Origin of the sequence: Cellulomonas uda (genome assembly GCF_006538705.1) — a bacterium.
GTDB lineage: Bacteria > Actinomycetota > Actinomycetes > Actinomycetales > Cellulomonadaceae > Cellulomonas > Cellulomonas uda.
Window position 1 is genome coordinate 22,392 of sequence record NZ_BJLP01000013.1, and the last position, 26,442, is coordinate 48,833.

Here is a 26,442-nt window from a genome sequence, read left to right on the forward strand (position 1 = left end):
GGGTCGAGGGCGCCACACGTCCGGGTCGTTTGTCCGGACTTCGCGCCCGAAAACCCGACATGCCGGGTAGTGTCCGGCGCGGCCGTCCGCGCGCGGAGGGCCGCACGACCCGACGAACGAAGGAGCAGGCGGATGAGCAGGTGGACCACGGTCGCGACGAACGGGCGCAAGCGGTGGGCGGCGGTGGTCGCGGGTGCGGCGCTCGTGCTCACGACGGCGTTCGCGGCGGTGCCGGCGAACGCGGACACGGCGCAGGCCTACCCGGTCACCATGAAGATCTCGCCGTTCAGCGCGACGAAGCCCGCGAGCGGCTGCAAGGACATCTTCTGGTGGGTCACGGTCTCCGGTCTGAAGTCGGGCACGGTGTACAAGTTCACGTCCTCGGCGAAGCAGGGGACCGCTGACCCGATCACCGGCTCGCTCGTCAGCTACCCGCTGAAGAACGGCAGCAACAAGGTCCGCGGCTACGTCTGCTCGAGCCTCGACAAGTCCGGCCCGTACAAGATCAACGCAGCCGTGCGCGTGGACGGCAAGGTCCAGGGCGCGGCCGAGGCGCGCGGTGCGCTGCGCGTCACGCCGGTGCTCGACCTCAACGGCTACGACACCACCTCGGGCTTCTACGTCTACGGGTACCCGTCTCCTGCCATCGACATGAAGGGCAAGGAGATCCGGATCTACTTCAAGAAGAAGGGCACGAGCACGTTCAAGGTCGTCGGCAAGACGACCGTGAACTCGAGCGGCAAGTGGGGCTTCAAGTCCAAGGCGATCACGCTCGGTCACGTCTACGTCAGCTACGCGGGCTCGGACTACGTGCTCAAGGCGCGGTCCGTGACGCGTGAGATCGTCCCGGCGCGCTCGTCGTCGGCGACCGGCGTGTCGCTCGGCTGACCCGTGTCGCGCCTCGGGCCCGGACCCCTCGTGGGTCCGGGCCCGAGGCCGTTCCGGGGCCCTGCTCACGCCGTGGAACGCGGGCACGGCCCGCACACCCGTGGCCTATGTTGTCCGGGTGACAGCACCACTTCCCGCCCGTGAGAACCGCCGCGGCACCGCCCGTCACGAGGTCCCCGAACCCCTGCGCAACGACGTCCGCGTCCTCGGTGAGTTCCTCGGCCGGGTGCTGCGGGAGTCGGTGGGGGACGGCCTCCTCGTGGACGTCGAGCGGCTCCGCGAGCTCGCGATCGCCGCGCACGACGAGCCCGAGGGCGACGCCCTCGCCCGAGCCGAGGAGCTCGTCGCGGGCTTCACGCTCGAACGTGCCGAGCAGGTCGCCCGCGCGTTCACGTGCTACTTCCACCTCGCCAACACGGCGGAGGAGTACCACCGCGTGCGCGTCCTGCGGGAGCGCGAGGCCCACGCGGACCCGCACACCCTCACGGCCGACGACTCCCTGCCGTCCGCGGTCGCGCAGCTCGCGACCGAGGTCGGCGAGCAGGAGGCACGCCGTCGCCTGGCCGAGGTCGAGTTCCGGCCGGTCCTGACGGCGCACCCCACGGAGGCGCGCCGCCGCGCGGTGTCCCGCTCGATCCGGCGGATCGCGGAGCTGGTCGCCGAGCGTGACGTGCTGTCGACCGGCGGGGTGTCGCTCGCCGAGAACGACCGGCGTCTGCTCGCCGAGATCGACACGCTGTGGCGCACCGCGCCGCTGCGTCAGTCGAAGCCGACCGTGCTCGACGAGGTCCGCACGGTGCTCGGCGTGTTCGAGTCGACCCTGGCCGACGTGCTGCCCGCCGTGTACCGGCGCCTCGACGACTGGCTCCTCGACGGTGACGCGGGCACCACGCCGCCCGTCGTGCGCCCGTTCGCGCGCCTGGGCTCGTGGATCGGCGGCGACCGCGACGGCAACCCGAACGTCACGGCGGAGATCACACGTGCCGCGGCACAGCTCGCCTCGGAGCAGGCGCTGCTGGAGCTCGAGCGGTCCGCGGTCCGCACGGCGGCCGGCCTCACGCTCGACGGCGCGGGCACGCCCGCCTCGTCGGAGCTCAACGCGCTGTGGCAGCGCGAGCGCTCGCTGTCGGAGGCGATCGCGTCCCGCGTCGCGGCCGAGTCGCCCAACGAGCCGCACCGCCGCGCGCTGCTGTTCGTGGCCGAGCGGCTCGCCGCCACGCGCAGCCGCAACGCCGACCTGGCGTACGGCACCTCGGGCGAGCTCGAGGCCGACCTGCTCGTCGTGCAGCGTTCGCTCGTCGACGCCGGCGCGACCCGGCAGGCGTTCGGTGACCTGCAGCGCCTGCTGTGGCAGGTGCAGACGTTCGGCTTCCACCTGGCGGAGCTCGAGCTGCGTCAACACTCCCAGGTGCACGAGGCCGCACTGGCGGACATCGCGGCCAAGGGCGTCGACGGTGACCTGGAGCCGCGCACGGTCGAGGTGCTCGACACGTTCCGGACCATCGGCACGGTGCAGAAGCGGTTCGGGCCGGACGCGGCGCGCCGCTACATCGTGTCCTTCACGCAGAAGCCCGAGCACCTGGCGGCGGTCTACGAGCTCGCCGAGCTCGCGTACGGGGGCGCGGAGAACGTGCCCGTGATCGACGCGGTGCCGCTGTTCGAGACGTTCGCGGACCTGCAGGCGAGCGTCGGCATCCTGGAGAAGGCGCTCGAGCTGCCGCAGGTGCGCAAGCGCCTCGCGGAGAACGGCCGACGGGTCGAGGTCATGCTCGGCTACTCCGACTCGTCGAAGGACGTCGGCCCGCTCTCGGCGACGCTCGCGCTCGACGACGCGCAGCGTCGCATCGCGCAGTGGGCACGGGACAACGACATCCAGCTGACCCTCTTCCACGGGCGCGGCGGGGCGCTCGGCCGCGGTGGCGGTCCCGCGAACCGTGCGGTGCTCGCGCAGCCCCCGGGCTCGGTCGACGGTCGGTTCAAGCTGACCGAGCAGGGCGAGGTCATCTTCGCCCGCTACGGCGACCCGCACATCGCCGCGCGGCACATCGAGCAGGTCGTCGCGGCGACGCTGCTGCAGGGCGCGCCGAGCGTGGAGCGACGCAACGCCGAGGCCGCCGACCGGTTCCGGCCGCTCGCGGACCGGCTCGACGTCGCCTCGCGCTCGCACTTCCACGCGCTCGTCAAGGCCGAGGGCTTCCCGCAGTGGTTCGCCCAGGTCACGCCGCTCGAGGAGATCGGTCTGCTGCCGATCGGCTCGCGCCCGGCGCGCCGCGGCCTGTCGGTGTCGTCGCTCGACGACCTGCGGGCGATCCCGTGGGTGTTCTCCTGGTCCCAGGCGCGCATCAACCTGGCCGGCTGGTACGGCCTGGGCACGGCGCTCGAGTCGGTCGACGACCTCGCCGAGCTGCGCTCCGCGTACGAGCAGTGGCCGCTGTTCGCGACCATCATCGACAACGTCGAGATGTCGCTCGCGAAGACCGACGAGCGGATCGCGGCGCGCTACCTCGCGCTCGGCGACCGCGAGGACCTCGCGCAGCTCGTGCTCGACGAGATGGTGCGCACGCGGCACTGGGTGCTCGCGATCACGGACTCGGACGCGATCCTGTCCCGCCGTCGGATCCTCGGCCGCGCGGTCCAGCTGCGTAGCCCGTACGTCGACGCGCTGTCGCTCCTGCAGCTGCGCGCGCTGCGGGGGCTGCGCACGGGCGACGCGCCCGAGCGCACCGAGGACCTGCAGCGCCTGCTGCTGCTGAGCGTCAACGGCGTGGCCGCGGGCGTCCAGAACACCGGCTGACGCGCACGCACCCGGACACACGACGAGGGCTCCCCGGCAGTGCCGGTGGAGCCCTCGTCGTCGTGCGGGCCGTCGTCGGGCGTGCGGCGACGTCCCTCAGCGCGGCAGCGAGACGACCGCCGGCAGCGGGCGTCCCGTCGCGAGCGCGTCGAGCACCAGCCGCTCGTGCGGGACGACGTCCGGCAGCGCGGTGAGCGGGTACCAGCCCATCGCGGCGCTCTTGTCCGGCTCCTGGAGCGTGGGCTCGCCGTGCCACGACCGCGCGAGGAAGAACGCGTCGAGGCGCTGCTCGACCGCCGGCCCGCCGCGCTCGAACCGGTGCAGCGCGGTGAGTGGCTCGAGCGCGTCGGGGTCGACCCGGACGCCGCCCTCCTCGAGCGCCTCGCGCACCGCGGCCTCGTGCACCGACTCGCCGGGGTCGACGTGCCCCGCGAGCACGCCCCAGCGGCCGTCCATGTAGCCGGTGCCCTGCCGCAGCTGCAGCAGGACCTCGTCGCCTCGTCGCAGCACGACGTAGGCGGCGGCGACGAGCAGGCTGCGGTGGCCCAGGTGGTCGTCGGGACGGTAGTGCTCGGGTGTGGTCACCCGGCGATCATCCCCGACGCGGAGCCACCACGAGCCCGCTCACCACGAGCCCGCTCACCACGAGCCCGCTCACCACGAGCCCGCTCACCAGGACGGCGAGGCGACGACGAGCGTCGCGTGGGTCGCGACGTGACGCACGGTCCGCCCCGCGGTGAGCCAGCCCTCGACGACGGTCGTCAGCACGTCGGCGAGGTCGCCGTCGAGCCGGGTGACGAAGTGCTCGGGCGTGACGTCCACGCGCCGGTGTGCGGCGTCGACCGCCGCGGTCACGGCCGACATGTGGTCGCCCTGGCGTCCGGGCGCACCGTCGTCGAGCGGGTACAGCGACCAGTGCGCGGCGGTCGGCATGCCGCAGCGGGGCAGGACGGGGACGGGCGGGGTGGCGAGCACGACGTCGTCGGGCAGGTCGCACGCGACCTCGCCGGGGCAGCCGCGCGACAGGTGCACGTGGGCGACCAGGTGCCCGCCCGCCTCGGCGGCGGCGCGCAGCGCGTCGAACAGGTACCGCACGACCGCGTCCTCGGTGCCGCGCACGAACGTCGTGACGTCGTCGGTGGTGACCTCGACGTCGTCGGCCTGCGCGGCGTCGAGCGCGTCGACGATGACGTCGACGAAGTCGTCGCGGTGCGGGTGGAGCGAGAACCGGGCCCCGATGCCCAGCTCGGTGGGTGTCGGACCGGGCCGCCGGTCGGTCGGTGCTGTCGTGAGCGTGCGCGTGTCGTGCGTCATCCGTGTGCCCCCTAGTCGTCGCGGTCGAGGCGCCCGACGACGGCTCGCGCCGGCCGCGGCACGCCCCGCGGGCACGACCCTAGCGACCCGCCCGGAATGCCCGGGATGTCCGTCCCGCGAGGTGGACGGGCGTGTCGCGGTCCGACGCATGCCCGGGCCGTTGCCGAATCGAGATCACGATGTTACTCACCGGTAAGACGGCGGTTACCCACGTCATACCTGTGTGCTACACAAGCCCTCACCACGTACTGCGCCGGCCTCCAGCCGGCCCCCACGGAAGAGGTGACGGATGACCTCCGCACGCAACCGCCGTCGCGTTCTCGCGACGGCCGCAGGCCTCACGATCGCAGCGCTCGTGCTCACGGCCTGCTCGGGCAAGGACGACTCCGCCGACGGCGGCCCGACCGGCGGGGGCGGGGGCACGCTGACGATCGGGACGACGGACAAGGTCACGACGCTCGACCCGGCCGGCTCGTACGACAACGGCTCGTTCGCCGTCATGAACCAGGTGTTCCCGTTCCTGCTGAACACGCCGTACGGCAGCCCCGACGTCGAGCCCGACATCGCCGCGTCCGCGGAGTTCACCGCACCCACCGAGTACACCGTCACGCTCAAGCCCGGCCTGAAGTGGGCCAACGGGAACGACCTGACCTCGTCGGACGTCAAGTTCACGTTCGACCGTCAGCTCGCGATCGCCGACGAGAACGGCCCCTCGTCGCTGCTCTACAACCTCGAGAGCGTCGAGGCCAAGGACGACACCACGGTCGTGTTCCACCTCAAGAGCGAGAACGACCAGGTCTTCCCGCAGATCCTGTCGAGCCCCGCGGGCCCGATCGTCGACGAGGAGGTCTTCGCGGCCGACGCGCTGACCCCGGACGCCGACATCGTCAAGGGCAACGCGTTCGCGGGCCAGTACGTCATCACGAGCTACGACTTCAACAACCTCGTCTCGTACGAGGCGTACGCGGACTACCAGGGCGCCCTGGGTGCGGCGAAGACGAAGGAGGTCAACGTCAAGTACTACGCGGACTCCTCCAACCTCAAGCTCGACATCCAGCAGGGCAACATCGACGTCGCGTTCCGCAGCCTCACCGCGACCGACATCGAGGACCTGCGCGGGAACGACGCCGTCCAGGTCGTCGACGGCCCCGGTGGCGAGATCCGCTACATCACGTTCAACTTCGACACGCAGCCGTACGGCGCCAAGACGCCCGAGGCCGACCCGGCCAAGGCGCTCGCGGTGCGCCAGGCCGTGGCGGACCTCATCGACCGGGACGCGATCTCGGAGCAGGTCTACAAGGGCACGTACACGCCGCTGTACTCCTACGTCCCGGCAGGTCTGACGGGCGCGACCGAGTCGCTCAAGGGGCTGTACGGCGACGGCTCGGGCGGCGCGGACGCGGCGAAGGCCAAGGAGCGCCTCGCGGCCGCGGGGGTCACGACGCCCGTGAAGCTCGGCCTGCAGTACTCGAACGACCACTACGGCCCGTCGTCGGCGGACGAGTACGCGATGATCAAGGACCAGCTCGAGGCGGACGGCCTGTTCTCGGTCGACCTGCAGACCACGGAGTGGGTGCAGTACTCGAAGGACCGCACCGCCGACGTCTACCCGGCGTACCAGCTCGGCTGGTTCCCGGACTACTCGGACGCGGACAACTACCTCACGCCGTTCTTCCTGACGGAGAACTTCCTGGCGAACCACTACGCGAACCAGGAGGTCAACGACCTCATCCTGCAGCAGGCGGTGACCACCGACCCCGCCGAGCGCACCTCCGTGATCGAGAAGATCCAGGACGAGGTCGCGGCGGAGCTGTCGACGGTGCCGTACCTGCAGGGCGCGCAGGTCGCGGTCGTCGGCAAGGACGTGCAGGGCACGCAGGACACGCTCGACGCGTCGTTCAAGTTCCGCTACGGCGCACTCTCCAAGTGACCCGACGACGGCCCGCCCCGCAGCTCGCGGGGCGGGCCGTCGCCCGTCACGCACCTCCGACGCCGAACCGGGACGACCCATGACGACCCTGACCACCGACGACACGGCGAGCGCCGCACCGGCGGCGACCACGCCCGGGCGACGACGCCCGGGCGGTGGCCTCGGCCGCTACCTGCTGGTGCGCTTCCTGCTGATCTTCCCGACGATCCTCATCCTCGTGACGACCGTGTTCGTCATGATGCGCGCGACCGGCGACCCGATCACCGCGGCCCTCGGCGGCCGCCTGACGGCCGACCAGCTCGCCGAGCGCATCCACGACGCGGGGTACGACCGGCCGATCGTCGTGCAGTACCTCGAGTACCTCGGCGGCATCCTGCGGGGCGACTTCGGCACGACGATCTCCGACAACCGGCCCGTGACCGAGGTCCTCCTGACGTACGGCGCGGCGACGCTCGAGCTCGCGGTCTACGCGCTCGTCGTCGCGTTCGCGGTCGGCATCCCGCTCGGTCGGCTGGCCGCCGCGCGCCGCGACACGGGTGCGGACGCGACGCTGCGGGTGTCCGCGGTGCTCGTGTACGCCACGCCGGTGTTCTTCGCGGGGATGCTCCTCAAGCTCGTGTTCTCGGTCTGGCTCGGGTGGTTGCCCGTGGCCGGCCGGGCGTCCACGGGCGCCGAGATCCAGATGCAGCGCACCGGAGCGGACACGGGGATCTACCTCGTCGACGCCATCAGCACGGGCGACGGCGCGGTCGTCGCGGACGTGCTCGAGCACGCGGTGCTGCCCGCGATCGCGCTGGGCCTGCTCACCGCGGGGGTGTTCCTGCGCCTGGTGCGCACCAACGTCATCGGGACGCTGACCACCGGGTACGTCGAGGCCGCGCGCTCGCGCGGCGTCTCCGAGCGGCGCCTGCTGCGCAAGCACGCGTGGCGCCCCGCGCTCGTCCCCATCATCACGGTCATCGGCCTGCAGATCGCGCTCCTGCTCGCGGGCGCGGTGCTCACCGAGACGACCTTCGAGTGGAAGGGGCTGGGCTTCCAGCTCGTCCAGTACCTGCTCGCGCGCGACTTCGTGGCGGTGCAGGGCATGGTCGCGATGCTCGCCGTGATCGTCGCGCTGACCAACTTCGTCGTCGACGTGATCGCGGCGCTCGTCGACCCCCGGGTGAGGTACTGACATGGCGACCGAGTCCCCTGTGCCCACCCCGGTGCCCACCCCCGTCGGGGCCGTCGCGACGCCCGAGCACACGTCACGCTGGAAGCGTCTGCCGGTGGTGCACCAGCTGCGCACGAGCGTCGGCCTGCAGCGCGGAATGCTCGTCGCGGGCCTGGTGCTGTGCGTGGTGTTCCTGGTCGTCGCGCTTCTCGCACCCGTGCTCGCGCCGTACGGGTGGGCGCAGCTGCGCGCCGACGGCGAGTTGTTCGGCGCGCACATCGAGCCGAACGCCGACCACCTGCTCGGCACGACGGTCGCCGGCTACGACGTGCTGTCGCGCGTCGTGTGGGGCGCCCGCACCGCGCTGTACACGATCGTGATCGGCGTCGCGGCGTCCATCGTCATCGGCGTGGTGCTCGGCCTGGTGTCCGGGTACTTCGGCGGGTGGCTGGACCGCGTGCTCGTCGTCGTGTCCGACGCGATCTACGCGTTCCCGTCGCTGCTGCTCGCGATCCTCGCGGCCATCGTCATCAGCGGCGGGCAGTCGTCCATGTGGGGCGGTGTGATCGCGACCGCCGTGTCCATCACCGTGGTCTTCATCCCGCAGTACTTCCGCGTGGTGCGCGCGGAGGTGGTGCGCGTCAAGGGCGAGGCGTTCGTCGAGTCGGCGCGCGTCGTCGGCTCGGGACACGTGCGGATCATGACGCGGCACGTGCTGCGCAACGCGGTCCGCACCCTCCCGCTGATCGTCACGCTCAACGCGTGCGAGGCCGTGCTGACCCTCGCGGGCCTCGGCTTCCTGGGGTTCGGCATCGAGCCGACCGCCGCGGGGGACTGGGGCTACGACCTGCACAAGGCGCTCGCGGACGTGACGAGCGGCATCTGGTGGACGGCGATCCCGCCGGGTGTCGCGATCGTGCTCACCGCGCTCGGCGTGACGCTCGTCGGGGAGTCGCTCAACGACCTCGCCGACCCGCGCCTGCGCACGCGCCGCCGCAAGGCGCTCGTCGCGGGCGAGGTCGGCCAGACCGTCGCCGTGCCCGGCGGCGTGCTCGCGGCCGGTCCGGAGGGCGTCGGCGGCCTCGACGCGCTCGAGGGCCCGCCGCCCGACGTCGTCCCCGAGCCCGAGGACGGCCCGGACGAGGAGAAGGACCGATGAGCACACCCGTCGTCGACATCCGCGACCTGCGGATCACGTTCGACACCGACGCCGGACCCGTCGAGGCCGTGCGGGGCGTGAGCCTGCAGGTCGCGCCCGGCGAGGTGCTGGCGGTCGTGGGGGAGTCCGGCTCGGGCAAGACCGTGACGGCCCGCACGATCCTCGGGCTGCTGCCGCGCACGGCACGCACGCAGGGCGCGGTCCTGCTCTCGGGCCGCGGCGGTGGCGAGGCGCGCGACGTCACCACCGCGTCGCCCGCCGAGCTGCGTCGGCTGCGCGGGCAGGACGCCGCGATGGTGTTCCAGGAGCCCTCGTCGGTGCTCAACCCCGTCTACCCGGTTGGCTGGCAGATCGCCGAGGGGCTGCGCTCGCACACGCGCATGTCCCGCGCCGCGGCGCGCGAGCGGGCGGTCGACGTGCTGCGGCGTGTCGGCATCCCGGACCCGGAGCACCGCGTCGACCACTACCCGCACCAGTTCTCCGGCGGGCAGAAGCAGCGCATCGTCATCGCGCAGGCGCTGGTCCTGAACCCGGGTCTGGTGATCGCCGACGAGCCCACGACCGCGCTCGACGTCACGGTGCAGGCCGAGATCCTCGACCTGCTGCGGATCCTGCCGCGCGAGTTCGGTGCGGCGATCGTGCTCATCACGCACAACATGGGCGTGGTCGCCGACCTCGCCGACCGCGTCGCGGTGATGTACGACGGCGAGATCGTCGAGCAGGCCGACGCGCGCACGCTGTTCACCTCGCCCCAGCACCCGTACACGCGCCGGCTCCTGGACTCGGTGCCGCGGGTCGGCGGGCCGTCGCTGCGGGCGCGCCCTGAGCCCACGCGCACGTCGCACCCGGCGGACGCGGGGGCGGCGGCGGAGGCGGCGGGAGCCGTGGCAGGGGCGGTGGTCCGCGCACGCGCGCTCGAGGTGACGTACCCGGGCCGGCTGCGTCGCCCCGGGTTCCGTGCCGTCGACGGCGTGGACCTGCACATCGGGGCCGGTGAGGTGCTCGGCCTGGTGGGCGAGTCCGGTTCCGGCAAGACGACGATCGGGCGCGCGATCGCCGGCCTCACGCACGTCACCGGCGGTTCGCTCGAGGTGCTGGGCGTCGAGATGAACGGCGTGCGCGAGCGCCGGTTCCGCCCGGTGCGCAAGCGCATCGGGTTCGTCTTCCAGGACCCGGCGACGAGCTTCAACCCGCTGCTCACGATCGCGCAGTGCGTCGCCGAGCCGCTCGTCGTGCACGGTGTCGCGACGTCGCCGCAGGCGGCGCGCGGCCGGGTCGACAAGCTGCTCGAGGCCGTGCAGCTGCCCCGCGCGTTCGGTGACCGGTTCCCGCACGAGCTGTCGGGCGGGCAGCGCCAGCGTGCGTCGCTGGCTCGTGCGCTCGCGCTCGACCCGGAGCTGCTGATCGCGGACGAGCCGACGTCCGCGCTCGACGTCTCGGTGCAGGCGCGCGTGCTGGACCTGTTCGCGCGGTTGCAGGCCGAGCTCGGGTTCGCGTGCCTGTTCATCAGCCACGACCTCGCGGTGGTCGACCTGCTGGCGGACCGCATCGCGGTGCTGCACCGCGGCTCTCTCGTCGAGGAGGGCACGGGCGCCCAGGTGCTGGGCGACCCGCAGCATCCCTACACGCAGCGCCTGCTGGCGTCGCTGCCGGTGCCGGACCCGGTCGAGCAGGCCGAGCGCCGGGCGCGGTGGCAGGAGCTGCGCACGCCGTGAGCGGACGAGGAGCGGGGTGCCGGACCGCGGTGCCCCGCCCCTCGTCGACCGTCGCCCGGGCGGTCAGGCCACGGACTCCACGAGCCCGACGACCTCGCGCAGCACGGCCGTGTCCTGGGTCGTCCAGCCGGGCGGCGGGGCGATCGCCGACCAGCCGTCGGCGTACTCCGTGTGGTAGTTGTGCCCGTGGCCGGCGGGTGCCGACCCCGCGACGAACAGGTCGATCGTCGTCTGCCAGAACGTGATGATCGGCACCCAGCGGGTCGAGGGGAGCACGTCCGAGCCGCGGGGCTCGCTCAGCCGGTCCGGCTTGTTGAGGACGAGGCGCGGGGACCACCAGGTCACGCCGTCCGACGCGTGCTGGTCGTACACGACGCGCGGACGCTCCCAGTCGTCCCCGAGCGCCCACAGCTGGCGGTCCGAGCCGTCGGCGGGCCGGTTGGCCCACCGCACGGTCCGGCCGTCGTCGAGCACGGGCGTGATCTCGGGCGAGCCGGGGTCGCGGTCCGCGGTGAGCTCGCCCCACAGCGGCGTGAAGCCGGGCGTGCCGACCCACAGTGCGCCGTCCGTGCGGGCGACGACGTCCTGCACCGACGAGAAGGCGCTCTGGGAGCCGTACGACCCGAGCGAGATGCCGGCGGCGTACAGCAGCGGCCGGTCGTCCTCGGGGAGCTGCGACCAGCGCTCGTACACGGCCTCGAACAGCGCCTTGCCGGCCGCGGGCGGCGTCGAGCGGTCGCCGACGAAGCTGATCCACGACGGCAGGTAGGAGTACTGCATCGACGCGATCGCCGTGTCACCGCCCCACAGCAGCTCGAGGGAGTCCGACATCGACGGGTCGACCCAGCCGGTGCCGGTGGCGGTCACGACAGCGAGCACCGAGCGGTCCCACGCGTGGGTGCGGTCCAGCTCGGCGACGACGAGCTGTGCGACCTCGTCGAGCGAGTCTCCCGCGGACAGCCCGGCGTAGACGCGGATGGGGTCCTGCAGCGGCTCGGTCCTCCCCGTGCGGGCCGCGACCTCCTCGAAGTGGGCGGCCGGGCGTCCGCCGGCGACGAAGGTGCGCCCCTGCAGCCCGAGGTCGTCCCACGCGGACGACGACTCGGGCGACCCGCTGCGCAGCCGGTCGTCGGGTTGCACCACGCCCGGCGCGGTCCCGCTGTCGAGCGTCGAGTAGACGCCGTTGAGCGCCGCGAGGCCGCCCCGCACCACCGTGCCGTCGAGCACCACGACCGTGAGCCACGCGACCAGCGCCACCGCCACGAGGCGGGTGACGGGGACCGGTACCCACCGGCCCAGCACGCGGCCGACGAGCCCGCCCACCCAGCGTGTGACGCGCCGCAGCCCGCGCCCGACCTGGAGCAGCAGCACGGCGAGGACGAGCGCGAGCGTCACGACGACGAAGGGGTGCGACGAGTGAGCGGGCGGCTCGCCGAACAGCCCGCGCAGCTCGTCCTGCCACGTGCGGTTCCACCACAGCGCCGCGGGGACCGCGACGAGCGTCGCGGCGAGCAGGACGCGCCGGAACCAACGGCTCGCGCGGCGTGACCACGGCACCCCGGCGCGGCGCACCACCCAGGCGAGCAGCGCGCCGAGCCCGTACCCGATCGCCGCGCAGATGCCCGCGACCGCGCCCTGGTAGAACGCGGCGCGGGGGAGCAGCGCCGGACCCAGCGAGATCGTGAAGAACACGAGCGCCCCGGCCAGACCGGGGCCGGACAGCCGGCGGGGCCAGCGCGCGAACGCGTCGAGGACGCGACGTCCGAGCGTGGGTCGGTGGCGCGTGGCAGCGGGGCGCTGGACCGTCATGGCGTCCTCCGAGGTCGGGTCGCGGCGCGGCAACCGTCGCGCTCGCCCGTCGCGACCCTAGCGTGGGGGCGTGAGCGACACCGGGTACGGGGACTTCGAGTTCGAGCGACGGTTCTGGGTGCGGGACCTGCCGGTCGACCTGCTCGACGAGTCGCCGACGATCATCGTGCAGTCGTACTTCCTGGCCGACGAGGGGTTCGCGCTGCGCGTGCGCGTCCAGACGTCGGGCGGCGCCCCCGCGGTGGACCCGGCGAGGTCGCCGCTCGAGGTGCTCGACGAGCACGCGGACCGGTTCGACTTCTGCGCCGTCACCGTGAAGGGCCCGATGAACTCCGGCACGCGCTACGAGGCCGAGCGCGAGCTCGACGTCGCGGTGGGGATGGAGCTCGTGCGGCGCGGCGGGCAGCGGGTCGCCAAGACACGGCACTCGGTGTGGCTGGGCGACGACGGCTGGGTCGTCGACGTGTTCGCGGGTGCGAACGCGCCGCTCGTCGTGGCCGAGGTCGAACGTGGCGGACCCGTCACGGACCTCGTCGTGCCCGAGTTCTGCGTCACGGAGGTGACCGACGACCCGCGGTTCGGCAACGACGCGCTCGCGCGCACGCCGTACGGCGCGTGGGCCGCAGGCTACGAACGCGAGCTCGCCGCGACCGGCCCCCGGTTCCTGCCGGGCCTGGGCCGCACGCGTCGCGCCGGCCAGGACTGAGCGGAGCCCTCAGGCGGGTCGCGGGGCGGTGTGCTCCGCGGGGACCTCCTCGCCCGGCGCCACCGGACCCGGCGGCGTGCCGTCACCGAACGGTCGCCCGCCGAGCTGCTCGCGTGCGTGCGGCGCCCACCAGCCCGACAGGTCGGGGCCCAGGGGCACGATCCCGCGGGGGTTCAGGTCGCGGTGCACCTCGTAGTAGTGCCGCTTGATGTGGACGAAGTCGACCGTGTCGCCGAACCCCGGCGTCTGGAACAGGTCGCGCGCGTACGCCCACAGCACCGGCATCGCCGCCAGCGTGCTGCGGTTGCACTTGAAGTGCCCGTGGTAGACCGCGTCGAACCGCACCAGGGTCGTGAAGAGGCGCACGTCGGCCTCGGTGATGGTGTCGCCGACGAGGTAGCGCCGGCTCGCGAGCCGCTCGCTCAGCCGGTCGAGCCGGTCGAACAGGCGGTGGAACGCCGCGTCGTAGGACTCCTGGTCGCCCGCGAACCCGCACCGGTACACACCGTTGTTGACGTCGCGGTACACGACGTCCGCGACCTCGTCGATCTCGTCGCGCAGGTGCTCGGGGTACAGGTCCGGCGCGCCCGCGCGGTGGTGCGCGGTCCACTCGGTCGACAGGTCGAGCGTGAGCTGGGCGAAGTCGTTGGTGACCACCTGCCCGGTCGGCACGTCGACGATCGCGGGCACCGTGATGCCGCGCGGGTAGTCGGGGAACCGGGCGAGGTAGGCGTCGCGGATCCGGGGGATCCCGAGCACGGGGTCGACCCCGCCCGGGTCGAGGTCGAACGTCCACGAACGCTCGTCGTGCGTCGGCCCGCACACGCCCATCGACAGCACGGGTTCGAGGCCGAGCAGGCGTCGCACGATGATCGCGCGGTTCGCCCACGGGCAGGCCCGCGCGACGACGAGCCGGTACCGGCCCGGCTCCACGGGGTAGCCGTCTCGGCCGTCGGCCGTGATGCGGGTGGTGATGTAGCGCGTGTCCCGCCGGTACTCGGTCCCGTCCTGGGAGTACACACCGGGGCGGTCGTGCGCGTCCTGCGCGGTGGGGCTCATCGTCCGATCATGCCCGGTCCGCCCACCGCCGGCAGCCGTAGAGTGGCGGGCCTTGTCTCCGGCAGGAAGGGTGGGACGTGGGTCGAGGTCGGGTGGTCGTCACCGTCGTGGTGCTCGCGGTGCTGGTGGGGACGCTGGCCCTCGTCGTGGGGAGCCAGGGCCGGCCGCAGGCGTGGTCGCCCCGGGGCGCCTCGACCGCACCGTCGGCCGGGGCGTCGGCGGTCACGACGCGCGCGGCGCCGACGCCGACACCGTCCCCCGCGGTCCTCGCCGCGCGCGTGCGGGCCCCGCAGGAGGCGGCCACGGTCCTGGCGGCGGACGACCCGGTCGCCGCGGCGGTGCAGGCGTCCTCCGCGGTGTTCGCGTCCGCGCCCGTCGTCGTGATCGCCCCCGACGACGACCCCGCGGCCCAGGCCACGGGCGCGTCCGCCGCGGTCGCCGTCGGTGGCCCGCTGCTGCTCATGACGGGGTCGACGGCCGACCGACCCGTGCGCGCCGAGATCGTCCGGCTCGCGGCGCGGGCCGTCCTCGTGGTCGGCTCCGCGAGCACGCGCGCACTGCCCGAGTCGCTCGCGCTGGTGCCCGTCCCCGCGGACGCCGACGCCGAGGAGCTCGCGGCGGTGACGGGCGCACGGACGCCGGTGACGGCCACCGGCGCACCGACGCCGTCCGCGTCGTCGCGCGCGACCCCGCCGGCCACCCGACGCCCGGCGCGTGTGCCGGGCCTCGTCGGGCTCACGGGTGCGGGCGGCGACACGACCGCCGCGGTCGCGACGCTGCGAGCCGCACGGATCCCGCTGGTCGCGGTGCCCGGCGCCGACCCGCGCGCCTCGACGCACACGGTCCGGGCGCTCGCGAAGGCCGAGGCGACGTACGTGGTCGCGCTCGGGGCCGCGTTCGGACCCGCGGACCGCCTCGCGGCGCGGGTCGCGACCGCCGCCACCGGGACGCTCGCCCCCGGGGGCGGCCAGCTCGTGTTCCCCTCGGTCGAGGGCGTGCCGGCGAAGCGGTACGTCGCGCTGTACGGCTCGCCCGGCTCGGGTGCGCTGGGTGTGCTCGGCGAGCAGGACGTGCCCGCCACGATCGCACGCGCGCAGAAGGTCGCGCGGCACTACCGTCCGCTCACCGACGCCGCCGTGGTGCCCGCCGTCGAGGTGATCGCGACCATCGCGTCCGCCGAGCCGGGTGACGACGGCGACTACTCGCGCGAGCGCCCGGTCGCGGAGCTTCGTCCGCTCGTCGAGGCGGCGGGGGAGGCGGGCCTCGCGGTGGTGCTCGACCTGCAGCCGGGCCGCACGGACTTCCTCACGCAGGCGAAGCGGTACCGCGAGCTCCTGGAGCTGCCGTACGTCGGGCTCGCGCTCGACCCCGAGTGGCGCCTCGAGCCCGACCAGGAGCACCTCGCGCAGATCGGTTCGGTCGGCGTCGACGAGGTCGACGCGGTCGGCGACTGGCTCGCCGAGCTCACCGCGTCGCGCCGGCTGCCGCAGAAGATGTTCGTGCTCCACCAGTTCTCGCTGCGGATGGTCGAGGGCCGCGAGCGGCTCGACACGAGCCACGACGAGCTCGCGATCGTGATCCACGTCGACGGGCAGGGCACGCAGCCCGCCAAGCAGGGCACGTGGCGCACGCTGCGACGGGGTGCGCCAGCCGTGCACTGGGGGTGGAAGAACTTCTTCGACGAGGACTCGCCGATGCTGACCCCGCAGCAGACCTACCAGGTCGACCCGGTCCCGGACCTCGTCACCTACCAGTGAGCCCACGGCCAGGCGGGCCGTCGCGGTCGGGCGACCCCGCCGCGATGCGGCGCGCTCACGCGTCTAGGCTCGTCGCGATGAGCGAGCAGACCGACGCGACGCGCGACGACCGGCGCACGCGGTGGCTCGTGCGCGCCGCCCTCGCGCTCGTCGCGGTCCTGGTGTCGCTGACGTACGGCCTCACGACGGCGCGCGCCGAGGCCGGCTTCGGGCCGCACCTGGCGCAGTACGCCGTCACCACCGACGACCTCGTGGTGGTCGACCTCGGCCCGCTCGGCACGCTCGAGGTCGACTCGCCGCTGCCCCTCACGCTGGGTGCGCGCGTGACCGTGCGGGAGATCCCCGCGACGTTGACCGAGGTCGACGACGCGACCACGCTCCAGGCCCTGTCCGGGGACCTGCAGCGGTACGTCCAGTTCTTCTCCGCGCCGCGCGCGACGATCGAGGACGTGACACGCGCGATCGTCGCCGACGCGCTGCGCCGCGCCGGGGGCGCGCTCGTCGTGCTCGTCGGGCTGTGGTGGCTCGGGCGCGTCGCGCTCGGGGCGACCCGTCGCGCGGAGCTGGGCGCCACCTGGGGCGCGCACCGCGCGCAGATCGCCGTGGGCACCGCGCTCGCGGTGGCGGTCGCGAGTCTGACCACGTCGAGCCTCGGGCCGCGGGACCACGTCGACGAGGCGCGGCAGGTCTCGCGCGTGTTCGACGGCACCGCGCTCGAGGGGGCGCGGGTCACCGGCCGGCTCGGCGGCGTCATCGACACCTACGGCGCGAAGGTGCTCGCCGCGTACCGCACGAACGAGGAGTTCTACGCACGCGCGGACGAGGCGCTCGCGGTCGCGTGGGACGAGCGGCAGGACGCGCAGGCGCGTGAGGCGGCGCAGGCGGCGCAGGCCGAGCGGCTCGCGCAGGAGCTCGCCGAGCGCGAGCGCGCGGCGGCCGGGGGTGCCGCGCCTCCCGCCCCGACCACGGACACGACGACGGACCCGACGAGCGCCCCGACGTCGGACCCGACGAGCGCCCCGACGACCTCACCGACGGCCGCCCCGCCCACGACGAGCCCGAGCCCGACACCGAGCCCCACACCGAGCCCGACACCGCCGACGCGCGCGGAGGACCTCGTGACGCTCGTCGTCGTCTCCGACCTGCACTGCAACGTGGGGATGGCCCCGCTCATCACGACGCTCGTCGAGCGGTCGGGTGCGTCGGTCGTGCTGGACGCGGGCGACACGACGATGAACGGCACGGCGGTCGAGCAGTACTGCACGTCGACGTTCGCGTCGGCCGTCCCGGACGGCGTCGACCTCGTCGCGGTCGGCGGCAACCACGACTCGGCCGAGTCGGCGCACAGCTACGCGAAGGCGGGCGCGACCGTCCTGTCCGGCAAGGTGGTCGAGGTCGACGGCATCCGGGTCCTCGGCGACGCCGACCCGAACGAGACGCGCGCGGGTGCCGCGACCGCCTCGCTCGGCGAGAGCGCACGGGACGCGGGCGAGCGGCTCGCGGCCGTGGCGTGCGACGACGACGGCGTCGACCTCCTGCTCATCCACACCCCCGCGGTGGGGGAGGCCGCGATGTCGAGCGGCTGCGTGCCCGCGCAGGTCTCGGGCCACCTGCACCGGCGCACGGACCCGCAGCAGGTCGGTCTGGGCGTCCGGTTCATCAGCTCGAGCACCGCGGGCGCGACGCTCGGGCAGGCAACGGTCGGCCCGCTGAACGGCACCGCGGAGCTCACGGTCCTGCGGTGGGACCCCGCGACGCGGCTGTTCGTGGACTCCCAGGTCGTGCGGGTGTCGCCCGCGGCGACGGTCGAGGTGCTCGAGCGCCGACCCTGGCCGACGGTCGTGCGGCCCGAGCGCGGGTCGCCCGTGCCGATCCGGGGCCCGGTCCCCTTCTGACGGTTCACCCGTGCCTGCTCGCGCGCATGGGCTTACCGTGGACCGGTGGCGAGGCGGCCCGGGGGGATCGCGCCGCGACGGTCGAGGGTGACCGCCGCGTCGTCGCACACGTCCCTGCGGCACTCGCTCGTGCGGGTCGTGCTGACGATCCTGCTGGCCCTGGGTCTGACGGTCCTCGCGATGCTCGGTCCGGTCGCGCCGGGCAACGCGGGTGCGGACACCGACCACCTCGCCGCGGGCGAGTCCCTGCGGCCGCGCGAGTCGCTGGTCTCGCCCGGGGGGACGTCGGTGCTCGTCGTGGGCGCGTCCGGACGGGTGTCGGTGTACGGCCCGGGCGGTGACGTCGTGTGGACCGTGGGCGGTCGCTCGCGCGGTGCGGCGCTCGAGCTCGACGACGAGGGCCACCTCGGGCTCGTCGGGCGGGGCGGGCGCACGCTGTGGACGCCGGACCTCGGCGAGGGCCGCGTCGTCGGGGCCCGCCTCGAGCTGCGGGACGACGGCGACCTGGTGCTGCTCGACGACACGGGCGCGACGGTGTGGGCGACGGGCACGGCGCAGCGCTCGTCGACGCTCGCGGCCGGCGGCTCCGTCCTGCCCGGCCAGCCGCTCACGTCACCGGACGGGCGGCACGTGCTCGTCGTGCGGCGGACCGGCAACGTGGTGCTGCTCGGCCCGGACTCGCGTCCACGCTGGTCGAGCGCGACCGAGGGCGCGGGCACGGCGTTGACGCTGGACGCGGACGGCGTGCTCGCGGTCCGCGACGCGCAGGGTGCCGCCGTGTGGACCACGCACCGCGCGGCCGTGCCCGGCTCGACGCTCGTCCTGCGCGACGACGGTGACGTGGTGCTCACGGCGCCCGACGGCAGCGCGGTCTGGAGCAGCGGGACCGGGCTCGGACCTGCGTCCCTGCCGGTCGACGCCGCGCTGACCGAGGGGCAGCGCCTCGACGGCCCCGACGGTCACCTGCACCTGGACCTTGCCGCGGACGCGCTGACGCTGCGCTACGACGACACCACGGTGTGGACCGCGCCGGCGGCCCCCGGCCCGGGCGGCTCGTTGCACGTGCGCGGTGACGGGCGGCTCGTGCTGGTCGACGGCGACGGCCGGGCCGTCTGGGGGACGCCGGCCCCGGAGGGCGGGGCGCCCGGTTCCGCGCTGCGTCTCGACGCCGCCGGTGCGCTGCTCACGGCGGGCAACGGTCAGGAGCTGTGGCGCGTCGACGTCCCCGCGGACGTGCTCGCGGCCGCGACCGCACCACCGCCCGCCGACTGCTCGCTCGTCGACGGTCCGGTCGGCCTCGACGCCACGGTCCTGACCAGCCACGGCGCCCGCGTGCACGCCTGCCTCGCGGACGCGGTCGACGAGCTGCTCACGCAGGCCCGCGCGGCGGGCATCGACCTCGGGGCGTCCGGCTGGCGCAGCCACGAGCAGCAGGTGGCGGCCCGCGCCCGCAACTGCCACGCGACGTCGTCGGGCGTCGTGTGCCGTCCACCGACCGCCGTGCCGGGCAGCTCGCGGCACGAGCGCGGGCTCGCGCTCGACTTCACGGACCACGGACGGCTCGTGCGGACCGGGACGCCCGCGTGGGACTGGCTGGTCGAGCACGCCGGGCGGTACGGGCTGCAGAACCTGCCGGGCGAGCCGTGGCACTGGAGCGTGGACGGGTCCTGACCCGCATGGTCGCCTGGCCTAGCCTGGTCGTCGTGACCGATGCCCGACCCGAGCCGACCCCCGCGCTGTCGCCCGTGGCGCAGGACTACCTCAAGGTCGTGTGGTCGGCCACGGAGTGGGCCGAGCGACCGGTCACGACGAAGCTGCTCGCCACGCGGCTCGGCGTCGGCGCCTCGACCGTCTCGGAGACCGTGCGGCGGCTCGCGGACCAGGGCCTGCTCACGCACGAGCCGTACGGTGCCGTCGGCCTGACCGACGAGGGGCGCCGGCACGCGCTCGCGATGGTGCGCCGCCACCGCCTCGTCGAGACGTTCCTCGTCGAGGTGCTCGGGTACGGCTGGGACGAGGTGCACGACGAGGCGGAGGTGCTCGAGCACGCCGTGAGCGACGTGTTCGTCGAGCGCGTCGCCGAGCGGCTCGGCCACCCGGTGCGCGACCCGCACGGCGACCCGATCCCCGGCCCCGACGGCAGCCTGGTGGCGCCCGACGCGACGCCGATGTGGGACGCCGACCCGGGACGGTGGACGGTCGCGCGGATCAGCGACGCGGACCCCGACCTGCTGCGCTACCTCGACGAGGTCGGCATCGGCATCGACACCGTGCTGACGGTGGGCCCGCGCCGCGACGCGGTCGGGACGGTCGGCGTCACCGTGGGCGACCGGGCGCTGGACCTGGGCCAGGTCGCGGCGCACGCGATCTGGATCACCCCGGCCGCGACGCGCTGAGCAGGCGGCGGACGCGACGCCCGGGAGGTGCGGCGCTCAGCGCCGCCGCGTGCCGAACACCGTCCGGGTGATCTCCCGGCCGAGCTGCGTGCCGACCGAGCGCAGCAGCGAGTCGAACGCACCGCTCGTGCGCTGCGTGGTCTTCTTGCGTGCCGCGGCGGCCTCCTTCTCGCGCTGCTTCGCGACCCGCTCGGCCTCCTCGGCCTTCTCCTTCGCCTGCTCCGCCTCCTGCGCGGCCTGCTGCGCGGCGAGCCGCTCCGCGGCGCTCTGCTCCGCCCGCGCCGTGAGCAGCTCGTACGCCGACTCCCGGTCCACGGCCTGCGCGTAGCGGGCGGCGAGAGGGCTGGCGGTCACCGCGGCGGTCTGCTCGTCGGCCGGGGCCGGGTCCATCGACGACTGCGGCGCACGCAGCCGTGTCCACGCGACGGGCGTCGGGACACCCTTCTCGCCGAGCACCGTCACGACCGCCTCGCCCGTCCCCAACGAGGTGAGCACCTCCTCGAGGTCGTACGGCGACGTCGGGAACGTGCGCGCGGCGGCCCGCAGCGCCTTGGCGTCCTCCGGGGTGTAGGCGCGCAGCGCGTGCTGCACGCGGCTGCCGAGCTGGGCGAGCACGTCCGCGGGCACGTCCTTGGGGCTCTGGGTCACGAAGAACACGCCGACACCCTTGGACCGGATGAGCCGCACGGTCTGCGTGACCTGCGTGAGGAAGTCGTCGGACGCGTCGTGGAACAGCAGGTGCGCCTCGTCGAAGAAGAACACCAGGCGCGGCTTGTCGGGGTCACCGACCTCGGGCAGGACCTGGAACAGCTCCGCGAGCAGCCACATGAGGAACGTGGAGAACAGCGCGGGGCGGTCCTGCACGCCGGGCAGCTCGAGGGCCGTGACGACCCCGCGGCCGTCGGCGGCGGTGCGCAGCAGCTCGGTGACCTCGAACGCGGGCTCGCCGAAGAACGCGTCGGCACCCTGCGCCTGCAGCGCGACGATCTCGCGCAGGATCACGCCCGCCGTCGCGGCGGACAGCCCGCCGATGCCCTTGAGCTCGGCCTTGCCCTCGTCGGACACGAGGTACGCGATCGTCGACTGCAGGTCCTTGAGGTCGAGCAGCGCGAGCCCCTGCACGTCCGCCCAGTGCATGATCAGCCCGAGGCTGGACTCCTGCGTCGCGTTGAGCCCGAGCACCTTGGCGAGCAGCAGCGGACCGAAGTCGGTGACGGTCGTGCGCACCGGGACCCCGGTGCCCATCCCGCCCAGCGTGAGCAGCTCCACGGGCGACGCCGTGGGCACCCACTCCTGGCCGACGCTGCGCGTGCGCTCGAGGAGCTTGTCCGACGACGTCCCGGGCCGCATGAGCCCGGACAGGTCGCCCTTGACGTCGGCGACGAACACCGGGACGCCCGCGGCCGAGAGCCCTTCCGTCATGACCTGCAGCGTCTTGGTCTTGCCCGTGCCGGTCGCGCCCGCGACCAGGCCGTGCCGGTTGAGCATGGCGAGCGGGAGACCCACCTGCACGGACGCGACGGGGGAGGAGTCCTCCAGGAACGCGCCGAGCGGGAGCACGGCGCCGGAGAACGTGTAGCCCGCGCGCACCGTCGCCGCGTGCTCCGACAACGTGGCGGGCGTCGACGCGGCCGGCTGGGCGGCGGCGGGCGTCGTTCCGGGCGCCGTGTCAGGCGTCGTACCGGGCGCCGACGAGAGTGCGGCGGCCTCGGCCGCGGCGAGCGCGGCTGCGGCGGCGGCCGCCTTCGCCTCGGCCGCCTCGGCGGCCGCTGCTGCCGCGGCGGCGCGCAGCGCGGCGAGCTCCGCCTCGCCGGCGGGGGCGCTCGGGGTGCTCGGGGTGCCGGCGGCGCCGGCGGCAGGGACCTCGCTGTCCGACATGCGTCGATCCTAGAGCGGCCAGGGGCCCCGCGCGGGCTCGGTAAACTCGCGGGGTGACCACGACCCCTGCGCAGAGCCCCGATTCGAGCGTCGAGTCCCGCGACGACGTGCCGTTCCGCTACACCGCGGACCTCGCACGAGAGATCGAGCTCCGCTGGCAGGACGAGTGGCAGGAGCGCGGGACGTTCTTCGCCGCGAACCCCACGGGTCACCTCACCGACGGTGAGGGGCGCCACGCGGACCCGTCGAAGCGCACGTTCTTCGTCATGGACATGTTCCCGTACCCCTCGGGCGCGGGCCTGCACATCGGTCACCCGCTGGGCTACATCGCGACCGACGTCGTGGCGCGCTACCGCCGCATGCAGGGCGACAACGTGCTGCACGCCCTCGGCTTCGACGCGTTCGGCCTGCCGGCCGAGCAGTACGCCGTGCAGACGGGCCAGCACCCCCGCGTCACGACCGAGGCGAACATCGCGATCATGCGGCGTCAGCTGCGCCGCCTGGGCCTCGCGCACGACCCGCGACGCTCGTTCGCGACGATCGACCCGGAGTACGTGCGCTGGACGCAGTGGATCTTCCTGCAGATCTTCGGCGCCTGGTACGACGAGGACGCGGTGCGCGCCGACGGCGGCCGCGGCAAGGCCCGGCCGATCGAGGACCTCGAGGCCGAGCTCGCCGCCGGCACGCGGCCCGTCCCGGCCGTCGACGGGGTGCGCGCGGGTGTCGCGTGGGCGGACCTGGACGCCGTCGAGCGTCGTCGCGTGCTGGACTCGCGCCGCCTGGCGTACGTCTCCGAGACGCCCGTGAACTGGTGCCCGGGCCTCGGCACGGTCCTCGCGAACGAGGAGGTCACCTCCGACGGTCGCTCCGAGCGCGGCAACTTCCCCGTGTTCCAGCGCAGCCTGCGCCAGTGGAACATGCGGATCACCGCGTACGCGGACCGCCTGACCGACGACCTCGAGCACATCGACTGGCCCGAGAAGGTCAAGTCGATGCAGCGCAACTGGATCGGGCGCTCGTCGGGTGCGCACGTGACGTTCGCGGTCGAGGGCGGGCAGGAGGTCACGGTCTTCACGACGCGGCCCGACACGCTGTTCGGCGCGACGTTCATGGTCGTCGCGCCCGAGCACCCGCTGCTCGACGAGGTGCCCGCGGCCTGGCCCGACGGGACCAAGGACGCGTGGACGGGCGGTCACGGGTCGCCCGCCGCCGCCGTGGCGGCGTACCGCGCGGAGGCGGCCGCGAAGACGGCCGTCGAGCGGCAGGCGGACGCGGGCCGCAAGACGGGCGTGTTCACCGGCCATCTGGCGGTGAACCCCGTGAACGGCGAGCCGCTGCCGGTGTTCACCGCCGACTACGTGCTCATGGGCTACGGCACCGGCGCGATCATGGCCGTCCCCGGCGGCGACGCGCGTGACTTCGCGTTCGCGCAGGCGTTCGACCTGCCGGTCGTCTACACGGTCGACGGCGAGGAGACGGACGCCGCCCGCACGGGCGACGGCGCCGTCGTCAACTCCTCGAACGACGAGATCTCGCTCGACGGTCTGGACGTCGCGACCGCGAAGGACCGGATCACGCAGTGGCTCGAGGCCAAGGGCGTGGGGGCGGGCACCGTCACGTACCGCCTGCGCGACTGGCTGTTCTCGCGCCAGCGGTACTGGGGAGAGCCGTTCCCGATCGTCTACGACGAGCACGACCTGCCGATCGCGCTGCCGCTCGACGCGCTGCCGGTCGCCCTGCCCGACGTGCCCGACTACTCACCGCGCACGTTCGACCCCGACGACGCGGACTCCTCGCCCGAGCCGCCGCTGGGCCGCAACGAGGACTGGGTGGCCGTCACGCTCGACCTGGGCGACGGACCGCGCACCTACCGCCGCGACACCAACACGATGCCGAACTGGGCGGGCTCGTGCTGGTACTACCTGCGCTACCTCGACCCCGCGTCGCAGGACGTGCTCGTCGACCCGGTGCTCGAGAAGTTCTGGCTGGCGCCGGGCCACTCGGGCGACCCGACGGACACGGTCGGGGGTGTCGACCTGTACGTCGGCGGCGTCGAGCACGCGGTGCTGCACCTGCTGTACGCGCGGTTCTGGCACAAGGTGCTGTTCGACCTCGGCCACGTGAGCGGCGCCGAGCCCTTCCACAAGCTGTTCAACCAGGGCTACATCCAGGCGTACGCCTACACCGACGAGCGGGGCGTGCACGTGCCCGCGGCCGAGGTGGTCGAGGACGCGTCGTCGCCCACGGGGTTCTCCTGGGAGGGCCGGCCCGTCAACCGCGAGTACGGGAAGATGGGCAAGTCGCTGAAGAACATGGTGACGCCCGACGAGATGTACGCCGAGTACGGCGCCGACACGCTGCGCGTGTACGAGATGTCGATGGGTCCGCTCGACCTGTCGCGGCCGTGGGAGACGCGCGCGGTCGTCGGGTCGCAGCGGTTCCTGCAGCGCCTGTGGCGCAACGTGGTCTCGGAGACGGACGGCACGCTCGTCGTGTCCGACGACGCCCCGTCGGACGAGACGCTGCGCGTGCTGCACCGCACGATCGCGGACGTCACCGAGGACATGGCGCACATGCGGATCAACACCGCGATCGCCAAGCTCATCGTCCTCAACAACCACCTCACGACGCTGGACGCGGCGCCGCGCGCGGCGGTCGAGGCGCTCGTGCTCATGACCGCGCCGATCGCACCGCACCTCGCCGAGGAGCTCTGGGCCCGCCTGGGCCACGAGCGCTCGCTCGCGCACGCGCCCTACCCGGTGGCGGACCCGGCGTACCTCGTCGAGGACACGGTCACGTGCGTCTTCCAGGTGCAGGGCAAGGTCCGGGGTCGCGCGGAGGTCTCGCCGCAGGTGTCGGACGACGACCTGCGCGCGCTCGCGCTCGCGGACGCCGGTGTGCAGCGCGCGCTCGACGGCCGTGACGTGCGCACCGTGATCGTGCGCGCACCCAAGCTCGTCAACGTGGTGCCGGTCTGATCGGGCGCCGCGGGCGGCCGGCCGCCGGGCCGGTCGCCGTCGTCACGGACTCCACCGCGTCGCTGCCCCAGGGGCTCGCGGAGCGGTGGGGCGTGCGCGTGGTGCCGCTCGACGTGCTCGTCGGGACGCGACGGCACGTCGAGGGCGTGGACCTCAGCCCGGCCGACCTGCTCGGGGCGCTGCAGCGCGGTGAGCGCGTCAGCACCTCGCAGCCACCGCCCGCGGCGTTCACGGCCGCGTACCGCGCGGCCGCGGAGGCCGGGGCGCGCGAGGTCGTCTCCGTGCACCTGTCGGGAGAGCTGTCCGGCACTGTCGGGGCCGCGCGGGTCGCCGCCGCCGACGCACCGGTCCCGGTGCACGTGGTCGACTCCGCGGTCACCGTCATGGCGCTCGGGTTCGCGGCGCTCGCCGCAGCCCGGCACGCGCGAGGCGGTGCCGTGGGCGGTCCCGTGGGCGGCCCAGGGGGCGACGAAGGCGTTGTGCGTCTCCTGGACGGGCCGCAGGTGTCCGAGCCCGCGTCCACGCGCCTGGTCGACCGGGTCGCGCAGTGGGTTGCCCGGGGCGACGCGCCCGTCCTGCCCGACGGTGACGACGTCGCGCGCGTCGCACGCGAGCGCAGCGCCGCCGCGCGGGCGTGGTTCCTCGTCGACTCGCTCGATCACCTGCGACGTGGTGGTCGGCTGTCCGCGCCCGCGGCGGCGCTCGGCACCGTGCTGGGGCTGCGTCCGCTCCTGACGCTCGACGAGGGCCGCGTCGTCGTGGCCGAGAAGGTCCGCACCCGGCGCGCGGCGCGGGAGCGTCTCGAGGCCGTCGCGCGTGCCCACGCCGAGACACGCGGCCCGGTGCGGGTCGCCGTGCACCACCTGGGGCAGCCCGACGTCGCGGCGGAGCTCGTCGCTCAGGTGCGGCGGTGGCCGCGCGTCGTCGAGGCCGTCGCGTGCGAGACCAGTGCGGTCATCGCGGCGCACGTCGGCCCGGGGCTGCTCGCGGTCGTCGTCGTCGACGCCTGAC

Annotated in this window: 18 protein-coding genes; 13 read left to right on the plus strand and 5 right to left on the minus strand. The window is 74.1% G+C overall.

Going from position 1 to position 26,442, the window contains the following annotated elements; translation table 11 throughout:
• Positions 1-132: 132 nt before the first annotated feature.
• Together CUD01_RS05235 and CUD01_RS05240 are read left to right on the plus strand one after the other, a co-directional pair.
• The gene (locus CUD01_RS05235; RefSeq protein WP_141319288.1) at positions 133-888 is read left to right on the plus strand and encodes a hypothetical protein; all 756 of its coding nucleotides are present in this window, start codon (positions 133-135) and stop codon (positions 886-888) included.
• A gap of 118 nt (positions 889-1,006) precedes the next feature.
• Positions 1,007-3,682, plus strand: coding sequence for a phosphoenolpyruvate carboxylase (locus tag CUD01_RS05240; protein WP_244937667.1), 2,676 nt, complete (start codon positions 1,007-1,009; stop codon positions 3,680-3,682).
• A 96-nt stretch (positions 3,683-3,778) separates the two neighbouring features.
• On the opposite strand, the gene CUD01_RS05245 is transcribed toward CUD01_RS05240, so the two are convergent.
• Both CUD01_RS05245 and CUD01_RS05250 read right to left on the minus strand, forming a co-directional pair.
• Positions 3,779-4,267, minus strand: a complete 489-nt coding sequence (locus CUD01_RS05245; protein WP_094180391.1) for an NUDIX hydrolase — start codon at positions 4,265-4,267, stop codon at positions 3,779-3,781.
• An 84-nt stretch (positions 4,268-4,351) separates the two neighbouring features.
• A complete protein-coding gene (locus CUD01_RS05250) occupies positions 4,352-4,996 on the minus strand; it encodes a YkoF family thiamine/hydroxymethylpyrimidine-binding protein (RefSeq protein ID WP_166771981.1) in 645 nt (214 codons plus the stop codon).
• Positions 4,997-5,285: 289 nt separating this feature from the next.
• Between CUD01_RS05250 and CUD01_RS05255 the strand changes: the two genes are divergently transcribed.
• The 4 genes from CUD01_RS05255 (at position 5,286) to CUD01_RS05270 (ending at position 10,953) form a co-directional block, all read left to right on the plus strand.
• Entirely contained in the window at positions 5,286-6,926 is a 1,641-nt protein-coding gene (locus CUD01_RS05255; RefSeq protein WP_141319294.1) for an ABC transporter substrate-binding protein, read from the plus strand.
• Between the two features lie 79 nt (positions 6,927-7,005).
• Entirely contained in the window at positions 7,006-8,100 is a 1,095-nt protein-coding gene (locus tag CUD01_RS05260) for an ABC transporter permease (RefSeq protein ID WP_141319296.1), read from the plus strand.
• A gap of 1 nt (position 8,101) precedes the next feature.
• The gene (locus CUD01_RS05265; protein WP_141319298.1) at positions 8,102-9,238 is read left to right on the plus strand and encodes an ABC transporter permease; all 1,137 of its coding nucleotides are present in this window, start codon (positions 8,102-8,104) and stop codon (positions 9,236-9,238) included.
• A complete protein-coding gene (locus CUD01_RS05270; RefSeq protein ID WP_141319300.1) occupies positions 9,235-10,953 on the plus strand; it encodes a dipeptide ABC transporter ATP-binding protein in 1,719 nt (572 codons plus the stop codon). The genes CUD01_RS05265 and CUD01_RS05270 overlap by 4 nt, the downstream gene beginning before the upstream one ends.
• A 63-nt stretch (positions 10,954-11,016) precedes the next feature.
• On the opposite strand, the gene CUD01_RS05275 is transcribed toward CUD01_RS05270, so the two are convergent.
• On the minus strand, positions 11,017-12,762 hold the full coding sequence (locus CUD01_RS05275) for an alpha/beta hydrolase (RefSeq protein WP_141319302.1): 1,746 nt from the start codon (positions 12,760-12,762) through the stop codon (positions 11,017-11,019).
• 70 nt (positions 12,763-12,832) lie between these two features.
• Here CUD01_RS05275 and CUD01_RS05280 point away from each other — a divergent pair, with 70 nt between their 5' ends.
• Positions 12,833-13,468: a CYTH domain-containing protein gene (locus tag CUD01_RS05280; RefSeq protein WP_141319304.1), complete on the plus strand. Its 636-nt coding sequence runs from the start codon at positions 12,833-12,835 to the stop codon at positions 13,466-13,468.
• 9 nt (positions 13,469-13,477) lie between these two features.
• Here the strand turns inward: CUD01_RS05280 and CUD01_RS05285 are convergent, their stop codons facing one another.
• Positions 13,478-14,527 carry a glutathione S-transferase family protein gene (locus tag CUD01_RS05285; RefSeq protein WP_141319306.1) on the minus strand — a complete coding sequence of 350 codons (1,050 nt, stop codon included), beginning with the start codon at positions 14,525-14,527 and terminating at the stop codon, positions 13,478-13,480.
• Positions 14,528-14,604: 77 nt separating this feature from the next.
• On the opposite strand from CUD01_RS05285, the gene CUD01_RS05290 reads away from it, so the two are divergent.
• From CUD01_RS05290 to CUD01_RS05305, 4 genes are all read left to right on the plus strand, one after another.
• Positions 14,605-16,284 (plus strand): hypothetical protein, encoded by a 1,680-nt coding sequence (locus CUD01_RS05290; RefSeq protein WP_141319308.1) that lies wholly within the window; start codon positions 14,605-14,607, stop codon positions 16,282-16,284.
• Positions 16,285-16,361: 77 nt separating this feature from the next.
• The gene (locus CUD01_RS05295; RefSeq protein ID WP_141319310.1) at positions 16,362-18,179 is read left to right on the plus strand and encodes a metallophosphoesterase family protein; all 1,818 of its coding nucleotides are present in this window, start codon (positions 16,362-16,364) and stop codon (positions 18,177-18,179) included.
• 87 nt (positions 18,180-18,266) lie between these two features.
• Positions 18,267-19,850, plus strand: coding sequence for a D-alanyl-D-alanine carboxypeptidase family protein (locus CUD01_RS05300; RefSeq protein WP_141319312.1), 1,584 nt, complete (start codon positions 18,267-18,269; stop codon positions 19,848-19,850).
• A gap of 5 nt (positions 19,851-19,855) precedes the next feature.
• Entirely contained in the window at positions 19,856-20,575 is a 720-nt protein-coding gene (locus CUD01_RS05305) for a metal-dependent transcriptional regulator (protein WP_141319314.1), read from the plus strand.
• 36 nt (positions 20,576-20,611) lie between these two features.
• Here CUD01_RS05305 and CUD01_RS05310 read toward each other — a convergent pair whose 3' ends face one another.
• Positions 20,612-22,453 carry a helicase HerA-like domain-containing protein gene (locus CUD01_RS05310; protein ID WP_141319316.1) on the minus strand — a complete coding sequence of 614 codons (1,842 nt, stop codon included), beginning with the start codon at positions 22,451-22,453 and terminating at the stop codon, positions 20,612-20,614.
• A 53-nt stretch (positions 22,454-22,506) separates the two neighbouring features.
• Here CUD01_RS05310 and leuS point away from each other — a divergent pair, with 53 nt between their 5' ends.
• Together leuS and CUD01_RS05320 are read left to right on the plus strand one after the other, a co-directional pair.
• On the plus strand, positions 22,507-25,431 hold the full coding sequence (gene leuS, locus CUD01_RS05315; protein WP_141319318.1) for a leucine--tRNA ligase: 2,925 nt from the start codon (positions 22,507-22,509) through the stop codon (positions 25,429-25,431).
• On the plus strand, positions 25,431-26,441 hold the full coding sequence (locus CUD01_RS05320; RefSeq protein WP_141319320.1) for a DegV family protein: 1,011 nt from the start codon (positions 25,431-25,433) through the stop codon (positions 26,439-26,441). Before leuS ends, CUD01_RS05320 begins: the two co-directional genes overlap by 1 nt.
• The last annotated feature ends 1 nt before the right edge of the window (position 26,442 follow it).

What these genes read in the sequence shown, in the direction of transcription:
- CUD01_RS05285 (WP_141319306.1), bottom strand. Translation starts at nt 14,527, where the DNA reads ATGAGCCCCACCGCGCAGGACGCGCACGACCGCCCCGGTGTGTACTCC.
- CUD01_RS05235 (WP_141319288.1), top strand. Translation starts at nt 133, where the DNA reads ATGAGCAGGTGGACCACGGTCGCGACGAACGGGCGCAAGCGGTGGGCG.
- CUD01_RS05295 (WP_141319310.1), top strand. Translation starts at nt 16,362, where the DNA reads ATGAGCGAGCAGACCGACGCGACGCGCGACGACCGGCGCACGCGGTGG.
- CUD01_RS05275 (WP_141319302.1), bottom strand. Translation starts at nt 12,762, where the DNA reads ATGACGGTCCAGCGCCCCGCTGCCACGCGCCACCGACCCACGCTCGGA.
- CUD01_RS05260 (WP_141319296.1), top strand. Translation starts at nt 7,006, where the DNA reads ATGACGACCCTGACCACCGACGACACGGCGAGCGCCGCACCGGCGGCG.
- CUD01_RS05255 (WP_141319294.1), top strand. Translation starts at nt 5,286, where the DNA reads ATGACCTCCGCACGCAACCGCCGTCGCGTTCTCGCGACGGCCGCAGGC.
- CUD01_RS05265 (WP_141319298.1), top strand. Translation starts at nt 8,102, where the DNA reads ATGGCGACCGAGTCCCCTGTGCCCACCCCGGTGCCCACCCCCGTCGGG.
- CUD01_RS05310 (WP_141319316.1), bottom strand. Translation starts at nt 22,453, where the DNA reads ATGTCGGACAGCGAGGTCCCTGCCGCCGGCGCCGCCGGCACCCCGAGC.
- CUD01_RS05250 (WP_166771981.1), bottom strand. Translation starts at nt 4,996, where the DNA reads ATGACGCACGACACGCGCACGCTCACGACAGCACCGACCGACCGGCGG.
- CUD01_RS05270 (WP_141319300.1), top strand. Translation starts at nt 9,235, where the DNA reads ATGAGCACACCCGTCGTCGACATCCGCGACCTGCGGATCACGTTCGAC.
- CUD01_RS05305 (WP_141319314.1), top strand. Translation starts at nt 19,856, where the DNA reads ATGGTCGCCTGGCCTAGCCTGGTCGTCGTGACCGATGCCCGACCCGAG.